This is a genomic window from Geomonas sp. Red32, assembly GCF_023652955.1.
Classification (GTDB): Bacteria; Desulfobacterota; Desulfuromonadia; order Geobacterales; family Geobacteraceae; genus Geomonas.
This window is the reverse complement of sequence record NZ_JAKLOY010000001.1, coordinates 254,597-270,812: the sequence shown is the minus strand read 5'-3', so window position 1 is coordinate 270,812 and position 16,216 is coordinate 254,597. Positions and strand designations below refer to the sequence as shown.

Annotated in this window: 14 protein-coding genes; 8 read left to right on the top strand and 6 right to left on the bottom strand. The window is 58.5% G+C overall.

Translation table 11 applies throughout. The annotated features are described in order from the left end of the window. Window positions 1–156 precede the first annotated feature (156 nt). Window positions 157–963, top strand: coding sequence for a tetratricopeptide repeat protein (locus L4X63_RS01205; RefSeq protein ID WP_250676761.1), 807 nt, complete (start codon window positions 157–159; stop codon window positions 961–963). A gap of 20 nt (window positions 964–983) precedes the next feature. On the opposite strand, the gene L4X63_RS01200 is transcribed toward L4X63_RS01205, so the two are convergent. The 6 genes from L4X63_RS01200 to L4X63_RS01175 all read right to left on the bottom strand — a co-directional run bounded on the left by L4X63_RS01200 (window position 984) and on the right by L4X63_RS01175 (window position 8,594). Continuing rightward, window positions 984–3,971, bottom strand: a complete 2,988-nt coding sequence (locus L4X63_RS01200; protein WP_250676760.1) for a DNA polymerase III subunit alpha — start codon at window positions 3,969–3,971, stop codon at window positions 984–986. Between the two features lie 420 nt (window positions 3,972–4,391). After that, window positions 4,392–5,645 carry a DNA polymerase Y family protein gene (locus L4X63_RS23830; RefSeq protein WP_250676759.1) on the bottom strand — a complete coding sequence of 418 codons (1,254 nt, stop codon included), beginning with the start codon at window positions 5,643–5,645 and terminating at the stop codon, window positions 4,392–4,394. Next, window positions 5,621–6,361 carry a transcriptional repressor LexA gene (gene lexA / locus L4X63_RS01190; protein WP_250676758.1) on the bottom strand — a complete coding sequence of 247 codons (741 nt, stop codon included), beginning with the start codon at window positions 6,359–6,361 and terminating at the stop codon, window positions 5,621–5,623. Before lexA ends, L4X63_RS23830 begins: the two co-directional genes overlap by 25 nt. Before the next feature lie 330 nt (window positions 6,362–6,691). Next, window positions 6,692–6,889 carry a hypothetical protein gene (locus L4X63_RS01185; RefSeq protein WP_250676757.1) on the bottom strand — a complete coding sequence of 66 codons (198 nt, stop codon included), beginning with the start codon at window positions 6,887–6,889 and terminating at the stop codon, window positions 6,692–6,694. 41 nt (window positions 6,890–6,930) lie between these two features. Next, the gene (locus L4X63_RS01180) at window positions 6,931–7,563 is read right to left on the bottom strand and encodes an FMN-dependent NADH-azoreductase (RefSeq protein WP_250676756.1); all 633 of its coding nucleotides are present in this window, start codon (window positions 7,561–7,563) and stop codon (window positions 6,931–6,933) included. A gap of 32 nt (window positions 7,564–7,595) precedes the next feature. Then, complete coding sequence (locus L4X63_RS01175) at window positions 7,596–8,594, bottom strand: SphA family protein (protein WP_250676755.1); 999 nt, start codon at window positions 8,592–8,594, stop codon at window positions 7,596–7,598. A gap of 235 nt (window positions 8,595–8,829) precedes the next feature. Between L4X63_RS01175 and L4X63_RS01170 the strand changes: the two genes are divergently transcribed. From L4X63_RS01170 to L4X63_RS01140, 7 genes are all read left to right on the top strand, one after another. After that, entirely contained in the window at window positions 8,830–10,368 is a 1,539-nt protein-coding gene (locus tag L4X63_RS01170; RefSeq protein ID WP_250676754.1) for a sigma 54-interacting transcriptional regulator, read from the top strand. 1,024 nt (window positions 10,369–11,392) lie between these two features. Beyond that, entirely contained in the window at window positions 11,393–12,130 is a 738-nt protein-coding gene (locus L4X63_RS01165) for a general stress protein (protein ID WP_250676753.1), read from the top strand. 151 nt (window positions 12,131–12,281) lie between these two features. After that, window positions 12,282–12,455 (top strand): hypothetical protein, encoded by a 174-nt coding sequence (locus L4X63_RS01160; RefSeq protein WP_250676752.1) that lies wholly within the window; start codon window positions 12,282–12,284, stop codon window positions 12,453–12,455. Between the two features lie 925 nt (window positions 12,456–13,380). Further along, a complete protein-coding gene (locus tag L4X63_RS01155; RefSeq protein ID WP_250676751.1) occupies window positions 13,381–13,620 on the top strand; it encodes an AbrB/MazE/SpoVT family DNA-binding domain-containing protein in 240 nt (79 codons plus the stop codon). Next, the gene (gene mazF / locus L4X63_RS01150; RefSeq protein WP_250676750.1) at window positions 13,614–13,967 is read left to right on the top strand and encodes an endoribonuclease MazF; all 354 of its coding nucleotides are present in this window, start codon (window positions 13,614–13,616) and stop codon (window positions 13,965–13,967) included. Before L4X63_RS01155 ends, mazF begins: the two co-directional genes overlap by 7 nt. 156 nt (window positions 13,968–14,123) lie before the next feature. Next, a complete protein-coding gene (locus L4X63_RS01145; protein ID WP_250676749.1) occupies window positions 14,124–15,038 on the top strand; it encodes an AlkA N-terminal domain-containing protein in 915 nt (304 codons plus the stop codon). Window positions 15,039–15,217: 179 nt separating this feature from the next. Further along, the gene (locus L4X63_RS01140; protein WP_250676748.1) at window positions 15,218–16,114 is read left to right on the top strand and encodes an AraC family transcriptional regulator; all 897 of its coding nucleotides are present in this window, start codon (window positions 15,218–15,220) and stop codon (window positions 16,112–16,114) included. The last annotated feature ends 102 nt before the right edge of the window (window positions 16,115–16,216 follow it).

Genomic DNA, 16,216 nt, shown 5'->3' with positions numbered 1-16,216 from the left:
CCCCTCTAATTGCTCTCTAATTCCAATTTCATGTCTGGTTGCGGCCTTATAGGATCATGATAGTCCTATTAGATCTCTGGCATGGTAGTTGTAACCTTTCGAGGCACGACCCTTACTGACAGTAGGGTGGCAATCTGTGCTTCGGAGGGTGTTCAAATGACAGACGCTACCAGACATAACGTCATAGACTTCAGGCAAAAAGCCAAGGAGTTACGCATAAAGCACGTGTCCAAGAAGGCTTCCGCCGGCGTATCCGACCTCGAGGCGGAGCGGGCGGAGGCATTGGGACTTCTGCACCTGATGGGTGAAGGGGGGGCGTGGGACCCGGAGAAGGCGGCAGGTTATCTGGCCACCGCCGCCAAAGCGGGACGGGCGCGGGCGCAACACGAACTGGGCCTGCTTCACCTCCAGGGCACAGGCGTTCCCCACGACGTCCCTCGGGCCGTCGAGCTTCTCGAGAGCGCGTGGCAGGGTGGACATGCCGCCAGTGTCATAGCGCTCGCCGAGCTCTTCATCTTCGGCGAGCACTGCCAGAAAGACATCGAGCGTGCCTTGGATCTCCTCTACGAGGTCGTTTTCGATGGCGAGACGGCGGCTATGTATTACCTGGCCTACATCTACGACCGCGATGCCGGGCACCACAACCCCTTCGAAGCCGCCTACTGGTATCGCAGGGCCGCAGAGTACGGCCACTTCAAGTCCCAGATCCGGCTTGCCTGCCTCTATGCGGTCGGGCAGGGAGTTCCCCGTTGTCTCGAAACCGCCGAAGGATTTCTTCAGGCGGCGATGAAGAGTACCGACGCGCAGGATCCGAAGTTCCTCTATTGGCAGGGAGCGCGCCTTGGCGAGACACCGGAGACCGAGTTCCTGGGGCAAGCCCTGATCAAGGCCGCCGCCGCGATGAAATACACCCCGGCCCAGCGCTTCCTGATGGAACACGGCTGGCGGGCGAATTCACGGTGAAGGAGGATCGGGGTGCGGCGTCAATCGAGGAAACCTACCCACTTGACCCTCAGCGTCGCCACCCCGAACTCTTCCTCGACGATCCCTTTCAATAGGTATGGCCGTCGCTGCGAGAGCTTACGGCAGAACCTTGCGTAGACGTCCGGGAAGAAGGTCGCGTCGTAGATGGCGGTGACGTCCTCGAAGGAGACGAACTCCATGGGGCGGCCGTGCTTGTCCTCCACCATCTTGGTGGTGATCCACCACCCGACCATGGTGACCCACTTACCGGCGTGGCGGATGAGATCCGTGCCTTTGACCGGCCGGTGCTTCAGCCACTGTTCCCGGTAGAGAGTGAGCGGGTGCCGGGAAACCAGGAAGCCGAGGGTCTCCACCTCCTGTCTCAGCACCGTCTTCTCGTCGTATGCCTGCGCCTGCGGCAGCTCGGTCTTCTGCTCGAAGAGAAAGCCGGTCGATTGCTGCTGGTGGTGCAGCAGTTCCCAGATGAGCGCCGGCCGCCTCCCGATCCCCTCCAGCGAGTCGAAACACCCCGCCTTGATCAGCCGCTCGACATCGCTCCTCCCCGCCGCCACCCGCCGCTGGAAATCCGCAAACGAAGCGAATGCCCCCCGCTCCGCTCTCTCTTTCAAAAGCTTCTCGACGCAGCCGGTGGTGAGCCCGTCGACCTGCATCAGCCCGATCCGCAGATTCATATCTTTCGCGGTATAGCGCTGCTCGCTCGCATTGATGTCGGGAGGAAGCACGGCGATCCCCATGCGCCTGCTTTCCGACAGGTAGGCAAAGGGAGAGTAGTACCCCCCTTGGTTGGAAATGACCGCCCCCATGAACTCGGCCGGGAAGTGGGCCTTGAGATAGGCGGCCTTGGCGCTCAAGTGGGCGTAGCTTGCCGAGTGGGGTTTGCAGAACGAGTAGCCCGAGAAGGAGAGGATCTGGTCCCAGATCGCCTCGAGTACCAGCTGTTCGACCCCTTTGGCCGCCGCTCCCGAGTAGAACTTGGCCCGGAAATCGGCCAGCTTCTTCTCCCGGTGCTTCTTGGTGATCACCTTCCGCAGCTGATCCCCTTCGCTGGCGGAGAAGCCGGCCAGTTCCATGGCGATCTGGGTAATCTGCTCCTGGTAGATGGCGATTCCCAGCGTTTCGCCGAGCACGCTCTCCAAAAGCGGGTGGAGGTGCGCCCACGATTTCCCCTGCATCCTCGCCACGTACTCCTGGATGAAGCTGTTGGCGGCGGGGCGGATGATGGAGGAGGCCTGCACGAGCACCTCGAAGAGGTCGTAATTGAAGGTAGCTGCGGGTGCCGTCGGGCTCCAGATCTTGCGCATCAGCAGGCGGATGGAGGGGGATTCCAGGTAGAAGCAGCCGATGGTACCCCCGGAGCGGAGCTGCTCGCAGGTCTTCCCGTCGTCGAGCGGGCGCCAGGACGGGTAATCGATCTCGATACCGTAATTCACCTTGGCTGCGGCCATGGCGTCGCGCACCACCGCGAGAGAGCGGTTGCCGAGGATGTCGATCTTCACGAGCCCCGCATCCTCGGTCTGGTCCTTCTCCCACTGGATGAACGGCAGCCCCTTGCGCGAGATCTCCACCGGCACATACTTGCGGATCTCGTCCGGGACGATGACCAGCCCGCCGCAGTGCAGGGAGAGGTGGCGAAGCTGCCCGCTCAGCCTTTGCGCGGTGGCGACGATCTCCACCCAGTCTTGCGAAAGCCTTTCATCCTTGAACAGCGGATGGCCGCCGATGGCCGCGGCGCTCTGCTCGGCCTTCCAGAAGCTGGAGATCCTTTCCGTCATCTCCTTGATCTCGTAGTCGGGGAGCCCGTAGACCTTGGCCACCTCGCGCAGCGCCGAGCGCCCCTTGAATCCCACGTGATTGGAGACCATGGCGGCGCGCTTGGCCCCGTAGCGGGCGAAGGCGAAGTCGAGGATGTCGTCCCGTTCGTCCCACGGAAAGTCCATGTCGATGTCGGGAGGATCGCTTCTCCCCTCGTTGAGGAAGCGCTCGAAGAAGAGGTTGTGCTTGATCGGATCGACGTGGGTGATGCCGAGGCAGTAGGCGACCAGCGAGGCCGCCGCGCTCCCCCGGCCGCAGGTCCGCTGCGACTGCTTGGAGATCTCCTCCACCACCAGGAAATAGTGGGCGAACCCCTTGTCGCGGATGATGGAGAGCTCCTTGCCCAGCCGGCCCTCCACCTTCTCGTCGATGGCGCCGTAACGCCAGAGGGCCCCTGCGCGGGCGCGGCGGGTCAGCTCGTCGAACGCCGTGCCGTTGGCGAAGTCGCGGAAGGCGGGGAAGATGGTGCTGGAGAAATCCCAGTCGTAGCGGCAGAGATCCGCCACCTTGAGAGAGTTGGATACCGCCTCCGGGCAGTGGGGGAAGAATTCGGCGATGCGGGCGGCCGGGTAGAGGTAGTCGGAGTCGCAGGCAGTCGCCTCGGGCGCGAGCCGGGAGAGCTTGGTGTTGAGATCGATGGCGCGAAGCACCCGGTGCAGGTGGAAGTCATCCTTGCGCAGAAGGAGAGCGCGCGAAGTAGCGACCGGCGGCAGCCGCATTTCGCGGGAGAGCGAGAGCGCGCGGTGGAGCGCGTGCCCGGGGGAGAGCTCGACGAAGAGGCCGTCGGCGGAATCCTTCTTGAGCGAGGAGAGAAGCCTGGCATCGTCCGAGAGGATGACGATCCCCTGCCGGAACTCGGCGATTGCCGAGGGGAGGTCGAACCCCTTCCGGCAGTGAAGCTCCGAGATGAGCCGGGAGATGTTCGCGTACCCCTCCTGGTTGCGGGCGAGAAGCACCGCCCGGTTATCGGTGGTGACCGCCTCCGTGCCAATGATGGGAGAGATCCCAGCCTCCCGGGCAGCATCGATGAAGCGCGGCACGCCGTAGAGGCCGTTGCGGTCCGTGATGGCGATGGCCGGAAACCCCATCGCTGCCGCCGACGCGCAGAGCCTCTCGGGAGGGTGGATGCCCCAGTTGGGAGAGAGAGAAGAATGGACATGGAGGTGGACGAACATGGAAAACCTATCAAGTCAAAGGCGATGGAACGCGGATGACGCGGATTGAGCGGATCAACGCGGATAAAACCTTAACAACCAAAGGCATGGAACACGGATCAACCTTTTTGGGGTAAGGCAAAAACAAGGCAATAGAACACGGATCAAATCTGATTGAACGGATTTACACAGATAAAGCCTTTTCAAGTTAACCCCACCCCCAAACCCGTTCGTAACCCGTGACAATTTTCGGAGGTAACGTCCCCCCCTTTGCGAAGGGGGGACAGGGGGGATTTCGCCGCTGGTCTTTTTGCCTTTCCCCTAAAAAAGCTTATGCCTTACCGCTTGATCCGCCTTTATCCGTAAAATCCGTGTCATCCGTGTTCCATTGCCTTAAAAGGTTTATCCGCGAAAATCCGCCCAATCCGCGTCATCCGCGTTCTATTGTTTGGTCACTGTCATATATTTATTCGCTTCCGCGTCCCACGCCGCTATCTTCTCGCTCAGCGTCACCCTCTCCCTATGAGCGGCCACCCCTTTCCCCCATCGGACGATCTCGTTTCCGTGCTTCTCCCTCAACGCATCCAGCGTACTCTGCAAGTCCGACTGCTTCTTGCAGAGACTCTGCTGCGTCATGGCCGTGAAGAGATCCATCTGCCCCGCCTGCTCGGCAACCTGATCGCAGGTGAGCCGCAACCCGCGCACGCGCTGCCTCCTCTTGCAGGTGGCGAAGAACAGCTCCTCCACCTCGTGCAGAAGCAGCAGGTCGAGCGAAACCGGCTCGGGGAGGATCTTCTTTCCCTGCTCCGCCACCCCGTCGGCGTACATCACCGAGAGGGCGATCTTCCTCGCCCCCTTACCCATCCGCCGCAGCCTCACCCCGCATCCTTCCACCAGTCGCAGCAGTTCGCACAAGAGCACCGCGTCGTCGTTCTCCTCCTGGTCCAAAAGCCCTTCCTCCACGATCTCCGTACTCATGCGTGGGGGCTGCACCGGAGAGCGGTCGATCCCGCAGGCGCGATCGTGAAGAAGGGGGGCGAACGGTCCCACCGCCAGCCGCAGTTGCGGAACGGAGAGGGACGCCACCTGTTCCACCACTTGAAGGTTGAGGTCCCGGAACAGAAGCGCCTGGCGGGACTCCCCCACCCCCGGCAGGACGGACACCGGGAAGGGAGCGAGGAAGTACCTCTCTGCCCCATGGAAGACGTCGTACACCCCCGGTTCCTCCATGACGTCCGCCGCCACCCGCGATACGAGCTTGTTGATCCCGGTCCCGGCCATCGCCTCCAGGCTAAGGCGCGACGCGATCGACTTCTCCAGCCTGGCCGCCACGTCCCGTGCCGGTCCGAAGAGCCTGCGCGACGCGGTGACGTCCAGGAAGACCCTCCCGGCCCCCGGTTCCACCACCGGGGTGTATTCCGACGACAGTTCCATGAGCCCTTGGCTCCCTTTGGCGCTCAGGTGCGGATCGGGCGCGATGACGATGAGCGAGGGGCACGTCTTGCGGGCCTGGAAGATGGAGGTGCCGGGATGGACGCCGTCGGAAACAGCCTCATGCGAGGCACACTGTATGAGCGCGCGTTCCGAGTTGAGCGGAGCGACCGCCACCGGCCGGCCGCGCAGGTGGGAATGCACGACGCGCGCAAGCGCGATGGGGAAGGCGGGAATGGTTATATGGAGGATTTCCCTGTCCACTTGCGGTAAAACCTCATGGAGCCGACCAGCACCCCTCGAATCCGGAAATCGTCGACCTCGGTTACGATGATTGGCTGCATCGCCACGTTGGCGGGGCGCAGTTCGATCACGTCCCCCTTCCTGAAGTACGTCTTGATGGTGATCGAACCGTTGACCTCCGCGATCACCGTCTGGCCGTTTTCGGCCACCGCCTGCGGGTGGACCGCCACGTAATCCCCGTTCATGATTCCCATCTCCACCATGGAATCGCCGCGGACCTCGTACACCACGTTCCCCGGTCCCGCCATGGCCGACGGCACCTCGATGGCGTCCGCCATCTGGTACGCCTCCACCGGCCTCCCCGCCGCCACGATCCCGATCAGCGGCAGCTCCGTATGCGCCGCCGCCCGCAGTATCTCGATCTCCGGCCCGAGCGTCCCCCGGTGCCCGGACGTCCCCCCCTTGTTAAAGGCCGCCTCATACTCCCCCCCTTTGGCAAAGGGGGGCCAGGGGGGATTTCCCTCTTGCCCTTCCGCCACCGTCAGCCTAAGTCCCCTCTTCGCGTTCCACTGTCGGGAAAGAAACCCGTCCCTCTCCAGTATCCGCAGGTAATGCTGCACCGTCCCCAGCGACTCGAACCCGCACCCCTTGGCTATTTCCTGCTGAGACGGCTGGTACCCCTGCCGCTGCTGAAACTCCAGGATAAACTCCAGCACCTTCCTCTGCTTAGGCGTCATCTTCCCTCCCGCCAAACTTTCTTCGCCCGGCAACAATACTCGTAAGTTTGTCGTAAGTCAAGAGGGCCTAAAGGAGGAGTTATTGGACAAAGCATTCATGCCGAACAGCAGATTTGTGGCAATCTTCTCCCCATCCATGATCCGGCCCCGGTTCATTCCTTTTTGTGAAACAAAGCGATCAAAGCGATGCAAAACCAGCTAATTAATGTCACAAATACCAGTATTTTCATGCCCTGTTGTCTCTTGTTGCCGTGGTAGCTCCATGATAATTCGGGGCGCCTTGTCGGCGCCCCGTGGTTCCTGCGTATCTGCCTGCTCGAGAGGGATAAGTCACTGGCCTGCAGTCCTTACGTGGACCAGGATCGCGATGAAGCCCCCCATGAATCCGCTCATCAGACCACTCATCCCATTGCCGACGGCATTGGCCATCTCGGTCCCGGAAAACGGGATGACCAGGTAGTTGAGCAGGAAGCTCATGACAAACCCCATGATGCCGCCGACGATTCCGTTCTTCAATGCGCTGTTCATCCGGTTGTCCTTTTGCCGCGGGTTGCCGCGTCGTATCGCTGTCAGAAGTCCTTCGCCAGTTCGACCGCCTGGTTCCTCGCGAGCTCCTGGATTTCGTTCGCCCGGTCCGGGAAGGCGTCCACCCCTTCGATGACGATGGGATGAAAGTCGTCGATTCCCATGAAATTCATGATCTCTCGCAGATACGGGACCGAATGGTCTTCCGCCTTGCCGAAATGAAACCCACCGTTTGAGTGGATGTGCAGGCACTTCTTCCCCCTGCCGCGTAGGAGCCCCTGTGCGCCTGCCTCCGTATAGACGAAGGTCTTGCCGACGACACAGACGTTGTCGATGTACGTTTTCAGTTCGGCGGGAAAGCCCAGGTTGAACATGGGAGTCACGAACACGTACTTGTCGGCGGCGACGAACTGATCCGCGTGTCTCGTGATACGGCTGATCTTGCGCTGTTCGTCGGCTGAGAGTGAGGCGAAGCTTTCGCCGTTGCGCATCTTCCCCCAGCCGCTTAAGACGTCGGCATCGATTCGCTGTATGTTGTCACGATAAAGGTCGAGAAAATGCACTTCGTCATCGGGGTTATGTTTCAGGTATTCGTCCAGGAATTCCTTGCCGACCGAGAGGCTGCGCGAGACCTCTGCGGGTTTCAGGTTGCAGGTGACATAGAGTAAGGTTGCCATGACGTTCTCCTCTTTGTGGTGAGTTCTCGTTGTTAAAAGGCCTTGGAAAGCCGGAATATGGCCTTGATCCCTTCCGGGCGATTTTCGGCTCCGGTCTCAAAGTAGCTGTTGAGATAGAGCGACAGTCCGTCACCAGCCAACTGGAGACCCGGCCCGATGCCGAAAATCCGTTCCTCGGAATTCGCCTGGCTGCGGCCGTCGACCTTGTCCGCGGTCAGCTGCTGCAGGACGTAGCCGTTGACCCCGAGCCGCACTCCCTTGACTATTTCGTACGATGCCGCGTAGTTGGCGTGGAATGCCTGACCCGGTTGCACGGTCCCCGCACCAAGCCCCGCAAACGGCTTGTCATTCTCCGAGTTCCAGAGATAGTGGAGGCGGGCGCTAACCTCAAGCTTGTCGGTAGGCATGATTGTGAACGCATAGTAGGGATCGATGCTGACCAGGTTGGTCCCGATGTTTACGGCCCGGTTGCGGTCGTAGTCGCCGGTCGGCAGCGTGATGTCGAAGACAAATCTGTGAAAGTACGGCATGCTGAAAAGTTTGTTGTCGGTCCACTGCAGAATGAAGGGGCTGACAATGAGGTCTCCGATTCCCCGGTTCCGGTCCTTCGCTCCTAGGCTGGTGTCGACATCCACATCGGCTAACGGGAGAAGGACTTCGGCCCCATAGAAGCCGCCAAGCAGCTGCAAGTTAGAAATATAGGCAATGTGGGTGGTGGCACTCACGGCAGTGACCTTATTCGAGCCCGAAAGCTTGTTGCCATCGTGGTCGTTGATCTGTCCTGCGTGGTAATAGTTCATGGTCTCTTCCACGAGCCATCCAGGGAAAGCGATGCCGTCTTGGAAGCTCGTATCTCCCAGGTTCACCGTCGGCAGCGAGACGACGTCAGCTGCCGGCGCGGGGCCGGCGCAGAAAAGGAGCCCCATCCCGGCGAGGACGGCGAAAACCATCTTGACCGCGGTGGCGGGGCTGCTTTTCCTGCGAGAGGTTTTTCCTGCCGTGCTGATTTCCTTATTCGCTTCATTTTTCATACAACTACCCCTTTTCTTCGTAATCGTAGGCAGCCTCGAGGGCGCCAACCGGAAATCTCACTACGACCTCCTGTGCCATGATTAGCGACATTCGTGCCAAGGGTTATATTGCATTAAATTCAGTATGTTGCGTGAGGGGGGTGGCTGAAATTCACCAAATATCGCAAAATAGCTGTCGATGTGTTTGTTAAATGTGGTAAATTGCCAAATATCGCGATACAACGACGAGGCGCAAATGGTCACGGATGTGAACAGGGATGAATTTTTCAGAACGGTAACCCTCAAGGTGTGCAGCAGTCTGGATATCGGGGTTGCCGTGAAACGGGCTTCCGACTACCTGCAGGATCATTTCCCGCTGGACGAGGTGTACCTCGACATTCTGGATAGCCAACTCGGGGCGATCCGGCGCATCGTGCATTTCGCCAAGAGCGATGGCGAGCGTGCCGAAGAGATCGTGCCGCTGCCGGAAGGGGTGTGGGAATGGGCAAGAACCCTGACCGGCCCCCAAATTATCGATGCCCGGACGGCAAGCGGCCCTGCCGGAGCGATTGTCTCGCTCGTCAAGATGGGGGGGAAATCCGACCTGGCCCTTCCGCTGCGGGTCGAGGGCGAACTGGTGGGGATGTTGGTTTTGCGGGCGTACGGGGAAGGTAAATACGAGCAGAGTCATGCCGAGCTGCTCTCGATGGTGGCGGAGCCTTTTGCGCTGGCGCTGGCCAACGCACTCTCCTATCGAGAGGTACTCCGTTACCGGGACATTCTCCTCGACGACAACCAGTTCTTGAATAGGGAGCTCCTCTCTCGGGCGGGGGACGAGGTGATCGGCGGGAACTCGGGACTGCGCAACGTCATGGAGATGGTCCGGCAGGTGGCGCCGCTTTCCAATACCGTGCTACTGCTCGGGGAGACGGGAACCGGCAAGGAAGTGATCGCCAACGCGATCCATTTCGCTTCGCCGCGCAAGGACGGTCCCTTCATCAAGGTGAACTGCGGTGCCATCCCGGAAAGCCTGATCGACAGCGAGTTGTTCGGCCACGAAAAGGGCGCTTTCACCGGAGCGGTAACCGAAAAGCGTGGGCGCTTCGAGCGTGCCGCGGGAGGCACCATCTTTCTCGACGAGATTGGTGAACTGCCGTCCCAGGCACAAGTCCGGCTATTGCGTGTGCTTCAGAACCGGGAAGTCGAACGGGTGGGCGGGGACAAACCGATACCGGTAGATATCCGGGTAATTGCAGCCACCCACCGCAATCTCGAAACCATGGTCTCGGAAAACCAGTTTCGGGAAGACTTGTGGTTCAGGCTGAACGTCTTTCCTATTATCGTGCCTCCTTTGAGACAGCGAAAGGAAGACGTCCCGGCACTGACCCGGCATTTCGTTGCACTCAAGAGCCGGGAGCTCGGGATTGCCACCCCCCCAGCCATTGCGCCAGGCGCCTTGGAGAGGCTCGTGAACTACAGTTGGCCGGGGAACGTCCGGGAGTTGGAAAACCTGGTGGAAAGGGAACTGATCCGGCATCAGGGAGGTCAACTAAAGTTCGATTCCATGGGGCCGATTACAGGTAGGGGCAAAGTGGAAACGGTTATGGGTGAGAGCACCGGAGGCCCATTAGATCTTGATGAAGCGATGTCGCTGCACATTGCCAAGGTTCTGGAAATGACCAAGGGGAAGGTACACGGTCCTGGAGGCGCGGCGGAATTGCTCGGAATCAACCCGAATACGCTTAGGGCGCGAATGAACAAACTCGGAGTTAATTACGGGCGCAAAAAAGGGTAAGGCGGGGGGGGGCACAACCACGACTGGCTGAGCGCGTCGATGCAACAACGGCAGCGTTCAACGTGGGCCACGAGAGTGCGTCGCAATTTTGCGGGGGAGACTATGGGGCCATGCTTTGAAGTTTGCAAGTTGGGGCGTAGAGTTGCCCGTTTTTAAGCCCGGCCCCCTTCAGCCTTCCGCTGGCAGATGGATGCGGGATCGAAGGGCGTTCGCCAATCAGATCTTCAGAGGAGAAAACTGCATGGTCATAAGGCCGGTCTCGAAAATAGTTTCTCTCGACAATCTGCTGGCTAACATTACCGAGGATAACCTCCACTCTGAAGTCAATTCCGGTGCGACCGGTCGGGAAGGAGCGTTGATGAGGAATACGATTCGAAAGCACAGCCGATGCTCTGTCGTTCAATAACAAACCATGTCAAAGGCCATTGCCCCTCAGGTGGGACAATGGCCTTTGCTGTATAGGAAATGAGGCCATAATGGTGGAGGGATGAATTAACCATAGGAGCGGACTGGGACAGTGAAAAAGGCAAGCAGGGGACGGGGAGGGGGACGTTGTTGAGTTCGTTGAGTTGCTCCTCGGGCGAATGGTGGGCGGAGCGGATCTGGGGGCTGTGACGCTGCCCTTGCAATCAATGATGCGTAGAGCCGGAAAGGGGGACAGGCTGCTTTTTTAGAAAGTAGCCTGTCCCCCTTTTTTGATGCCCAGCGCCAAGGACTCGATGCCCATGATCAGCATCAGGCGTCGGACGCGATCTCGTGCCACTGGGGCCTCTGGGGTGGAAAGCTGATCCGCTAACTTCAGTTTGGTCAAACAGGGGAATTGCCCGATCTCAAGCTGCCAATGCAAGAAAATTCAGCAAATGATATAGTTATATATGGAAGCAATTAAGCCGTGAAGTGAAGGATTCGTTTTGCTGCTGCTCTTTTCCGGGTGGTGGCGCGATGACGAGCACGGCACGGGCGTAGTGGTAAGTACGGTGAACACCGATAGCCTTATGGAGACCCGGTGAAAGAGGAGGCTACTATGAAGACCTGGATGAAAACAGTCGTGGGCTTGTTTAAAACCAGAAACGAAGCCCAGTTTGCCATAAATGACCTCATAAACTGTGGCGTGCAACAGGACGCTATTACCCTTAGGTCTGGCAACGTTGAGCATCACGTTTGGTCGGAAGAAGAGGAGACAGACTTCGAAAAAGTAAAAGGGAATGAAGAACAGGTTAACGTCCAGCAGGATGTGGTGCGTCTGGTGGGGAGGGGGAATGCTCGCGAGACCGGCGTCCATGTGGGCCGCGGGGATATAGCGGCACTAACTGACCTAGGTATATCTGAATCAGACGCCCGCTACTATTCAGAGAGGATCGGTCGCGGCGGCTATCTGCTGACCGTGGTAGTTAACAACGACCGGGCCGAAGAGACCGCCGAGATCATCCAGCGCCACGGTGCCGTCGAGGACGGACACGGTATTTTTGGGTTTGGACGGGGACGGACGGCAGAAGCGGGGTCTCTTGAACAGTCGGTAAGACCGCGGGTCTCTCCGGAATACGAGCCGCTGGCACATGATACCTTGAGTGAACAATTGGAACGCGCAGAAGTTTTTAAAGATAGGGAGGAGGTGGCAGCTGACCTCGCAGGAAGGCACGTACAGCAATTCGTCGGTACAGAGGTGTCGCTGCCCTCGGCAAATATCTTCGGAGAGCGCGACATCCTGCGATTCGAGGCCCAGCAGCGGGAACTCCAGGATGTCAAATTACAGAAGCGGTAATTACAGCATCCTGAAACCGGAGCCTGCCGTCGCCAGCCCGAGCGTTCAACCAGGGGCGGCAGAGAGGGCTTTGGCGGGGATAAAAACCCGGAGGCATCACTGAGAGCGTAGCGGCTGCGGGAGCGTATCACTTAGCCGCATTGGAGATACTATGCTGAATATCTACGACAATCCCAACGAAAAGCAGGAGCAGCAAAGGGAAGACCATGAAAGTCACACCATAGGTAACGGACCCGCCGGCTTATCTGCGCAGATGGACAACCGGATAAACCTTGCCCTGATAGTGGTAACCTTTGCCGTACTTCTAGCCCTTATGCTTTTCTAGCATGCGAGAGGTGAGGAACTGCAGGGGGGAGTGAGCCAGGCCGAGACGGCCTGCACCGTTCTAGGATCGATCACTACTGTATCGTGACTCCCCCCCGCACGACCTTCCCTTTTCCCTTCAGTTGCGCTGCCACCGATTTCACCATATTGCAGCCTCACTATCCCCTGGGGCACGGTATGGGCCAGCCCGAATGGATTACCTATGGCAAGGACAGGAGGAACTCCCATGGGAAGGGCCGTTCGGTGGGACCAGGGTAATCCTTCGGGTCAGGTTCGACTTTTGGACTATTGAACAAGCGAAATTTCTCTCTCAAAACTAGAAGAGTATCCGAATGTGGAACCTGACCCCGGAGCCCTTGAACTTACAAGTCGTAAGAACCTCTGTGGTTTCTATCACCTACGCGATCTCCACAGGCCATAAGCTGCGATACCTGCTGCTGTAGCGATGGAAATTGCGGGTCCACCAACCGGAGTTGCTGGAATCTGAGCGGCAATAACAGGAGGCGGAGGAGGTCCGGCCCAAGCTGCACTGAAAAGGCTGGTGACAGTAAGAATTGCTAATGTACACGTTTCAGCGATGCGAATGAATTTTTGGCGCATTGATTGTCCCTCCTATTGTTGGTCAGCGATAATCACGTCCAGCGCTGATCCCCGGCTACACAGCCGAAAACGTAAACTTTTGAGGCTGAGTCCGTATCCTTCCCTGTCCCCGTCTCCGTATGGATTCCAAACCGTGAGGTGCTAAGCCCCCGATTTCTCATCATTGGCTCTTGGATCGGCGTATGTGTTTTACCCCGTGATGATGGTGTTGTCGAAATATGAGTTAATCGGTAGTAGGACAAGATAAGGATGCGATGATACTGTCAGTTGATACATTGTCGATACCATGCTAATGTTTATGCAACAAAGCATGAGGAGGCATTTCTATGCTGGTTAAAGCTCAAAAATGGGGGAACAGTTTGGCGGTACGATTGCCGAAGGCATTGGCAGATGAATGCGGGATCGAAGCGAATTCTCCCATTGAGATCGTCAGAGAAGAAAACTGCATCGTCATCAAGCCGGTCAGGAAAAAAGTTTCCCTGGACAGCCTGCTGGCCAACATTACCGAAGATAACCTCCACTCAGAAGTCGAAACCGGTCAACCGGTCGGGAGGGAGCGGTGGTGAAGAAAATAACGTATGTCCCTGAGAAAGGTGACGTGGTCTGGCTGGATTTCGATCCTCAGGCCGGTCATGAACAGGCAGGCCGGCGACCTGCCTTTGTGCTTTCTCCGGCTCGTTACAATGCAATAACGGGGCTGATGCTCTGTTGTCCAATAACCAACCAGGTCAAAGGGTACCCATTCGAAGTGGCTGTCGAGGGGGCCGTCAACGTTCAGGGCGTGATACTGTCCGATCAGGTGAAAAGCCTCGATTGGCGAATAAGAAGAGCCGAGAAAAAAGGATCTGCTTCGCTAGAAGCCTTGGAGGAGGTCGTCGGAAATATAGTGGCAATTCTTGAGGACGGTCACTGAAAATTCACCCTGTCCAGGGTGATCCAAACAGAGTGGGCAGATTGAACGAGGAAAATCAAAGGCCATTGCCCCCGGTGGGACAACGGCCTTTGCTGTATGGGAAATGAGGCCATAATGGTGGAGGGAATAGGTAACTGTGGGAGCGGGGCTGGGACAGTGGAAAAAACAAACCTCGAAATTATTCTGAAGTCGCCTATAACTCTTCAGTTGAGCTACCGCCCGCCGTATCAGTGGCAGCAGATGCTGAACTTTCTTGCCCTGCGGGCCATACCTGGGGTGGAGAGTGCCGTGGATGGGGAATATCTTCGCACGGTAACCTTGGCTACCAGAGGGAAACGGCCGGTTCGCGGATGGGTCCGAGTAGGTTTCCTGCAACAACGTAACGTTCTATCCGTATCTTGTAGCCCCGCCTTACTGCCGGTATTGACCCCGTTGCTGGCCCGGATTCGTCATCTGTTCGACTTGCACTGCGAGCCATATGCGGTCTATGAGGCTCTTGCCTCCATGAACACGATCCGCCCCGGCCTCTGCATCTTGGGCACGCGCTTGCCCGGCTGTTTCGATCCCTTCGAAATGGCGGTGCGGGCAGTTCTGGGACAGCAAATCACCGTGAAAGCGGCTCGCACACTGGCAGCAAGGCTGGTCGACGCCTATGGCACTCCATTTGATACCGGAGTAGACCATCTCACCCGCATCTTCCCGTCGCCCGAAGCGATCATGGCTTTGGATGGCCCAATCGAAAATCGTTTGGGACCGTTGGGCATCACAGGAGTACGGGCGCGAACGATCTTGAAGCTGGCCGAGGCGGTTGTCCGGAGAGAAGTCGATCTTCGCTTCGGTGCCCGGCCCGAAACCGAGATAAAGAAACTGATGGCAATCCCCGGCATCGGCCCCTGGACAGCGCAGTACATCGCCATGCGGGCACTGGGGTGGTCCGACGCATTTCCTCATACGGATTTCGGAGTTACCAAAGCGCTGGAGCCCCGTACACCAAAAGAAATTCTGGCCCTGGCAGAAACGTGGCGTCCCTGGCGAAGTTATGCAACGGTAAATCTGTGGAACTCTCACTAACTCTCACAATGTAGCGAGGTGGGCTGGGCAGAGGAGGGCGGATATCTCGATCCTGCGGAATTTTTGCCCGATACTCCGAAAGCCTGATAAACCGTTGAAAGAGTGTATGGCGGCAAGTAAGATGTGACGCAGAAGCAGGGCGCGAACTTGCTGGATTTGGCGGGGAGTGAAAGGGTGTCATGGAAAATGCGATGGAAGCTTTAGGGAAAAGCATTGCACGATGGACCGAACAAGGGGAGTTGCAGTCAACGGCGGTCCCCGGGCTCTCCCTTTTCAGACGGGTGGAGCCGACGGAGCCGATAAGTGGTATGTACGAGCCGAGTGTCTGCCTCGTCGCGCAAGGGGCCAAACGGGTGCAACTCGGTGACGACTCGTTCGTCTACGACGCGAACCACTTCCTGATCACGGCCGTCCATCTCCCCACTCTCGTTCAGATCATCGAGGCGAGCCCGGAAAAGCCGTACCTGGGTCTTCGGTTGACACTCGATCTGCGCGAGGTTTCCCAGCTGATGCTCGACTCGAGCCTCCCCCAGCCACGCGCCCAGCGCTCGAGCCGTGGCATGGCAACCGGGGAGGTCACCGGGCCGTTGGTCAATGCCTTCCAGCGCTTGATCGACCTCCTCGACGACGAGACGGATATCCCCATCCTTTCGCCGGTCATCCAGAAGGAAATCATCTACCGTCTGCTGGTAGGCGATCAGGGGGACCGGTTGCGTCAGATAGCTTCGACGGGAAGCCAGGGCAACCAGATTGCGCGGGCGATCGATTGGCTGAAGGGGAACTTCACCTCGCCTCTGCGCATCGATGACCTGGCGACCAAAGTCAACATGAGCACCTCCACGTTCCATCATCACTTCCGGACCCTGACGGCCATGAGCCCGTTGCAGTACCAGAAAATGCTGCGTTTGAACGAGGCGCGGCGCTTGATGCTGACCGAACGCCTCGATGCAACTACCGCGGCATTCAATGTCGGTTACGAGAGCGCGTCGCAGTTTTGCCGCGAATACGGCCGCCTCTTCGGTGCCCCTCCCTTGAGAGATATCAACAGGCTGCGCCAGACATCTGCCGCCGCCTGAACGTCAGTAGGACCTCCCTGACAAAAGGGGATCGGCACCTCGGGTGCCGGTCCCCTTTTTAGCTTCCGGAGGATCAGGCAAACATCAGGCAGGATCGAACTA

What these genes read in the sequence shown, in the direction of transcription:
- L4X63_RS01205 (WP_250676761.1), top strand. Translation starts at nt 157, where the DNA reads ATGACAGACGCTACCAGACATAACGTCATAGACTTCAGGCAAAAAGCC.
- L4X63_RS01200 (WP_250676760.1), bottom strand. Translation starts at nt 3,971, where the DNA reads ATGTTCGTCCACCTCCATGTCCATTCTTCTCTCTCTCCCAACTGGGGC.
- lexA (WP_250676758.1), bottom strand. Translation starts at nt 6,361, where the DNA reads ATGACGCCTAAGCAGAGGAAGGTGCTGGAGTTTATCCTGGAGTTTCAG.
- L4X63_RS01185 (WP_250676757.1), bottom strand. Translation starts at nt 6,889, where the DNA reads ATGAACAGCGCATTGAAGAACGGAATCGTCGGCGGCATCATGGGGTTT.
- L4X63_RS01180 (WP_250676756.1), bottom strand. Translation starts at nt 7,563, where the DNA reads ATGGCAACCTTACTCTATGTCACCTGCAACCTGAAACCCGCAGAGGTC.
- L4X63_RS01175 (WP_250676755.1), bottom strand. Translation starts at nt 8,594, where the DNA reads ATGAAAAATGAAGCGAATAAGGAAATCAGCACGGCAGGAAAAACCTCT.
- L4X63_RS01170 (WP_250676754.1), top strand. Translation starts at nt 8,830, where the DNA reads ATGGTCACGGATGTGAACAGGGATGAATTTTTCAGAACGGTAACCCTC.
- L4X63_RS01165 (WP_250676753.1), top strand. Translation starts at nt 11,393, where the DNA reads ATGAAGACCTGGATGAAAACAGTCGTGGGCTTGTTTAAAACCAGAAAC.
- L4X63_RS01160 (WP_250676752.1), top strand. Translation starts at nt 12,282, where the DNA reads ATGCTGAATATCTACGACAATCCCAACGAAAAGCAGGAGCAGCAAAGG.
- L4X63_RS01155 (WP_250676751.1), top strand. Translation starts at nt 13,381, where the DNA reads ATGCTGGTTAAAGCTCAAAAATGGGGGAACAGTTTGGCGGTACGATTG.
- L4X63_RS01140 (WP_250676748.1), top strand. Translation starts at nt 15,218, where the DNA reads ATGGAAAATGCGATGGAAGCTTTAGGGAAAAGCATTGCACGATGGACC.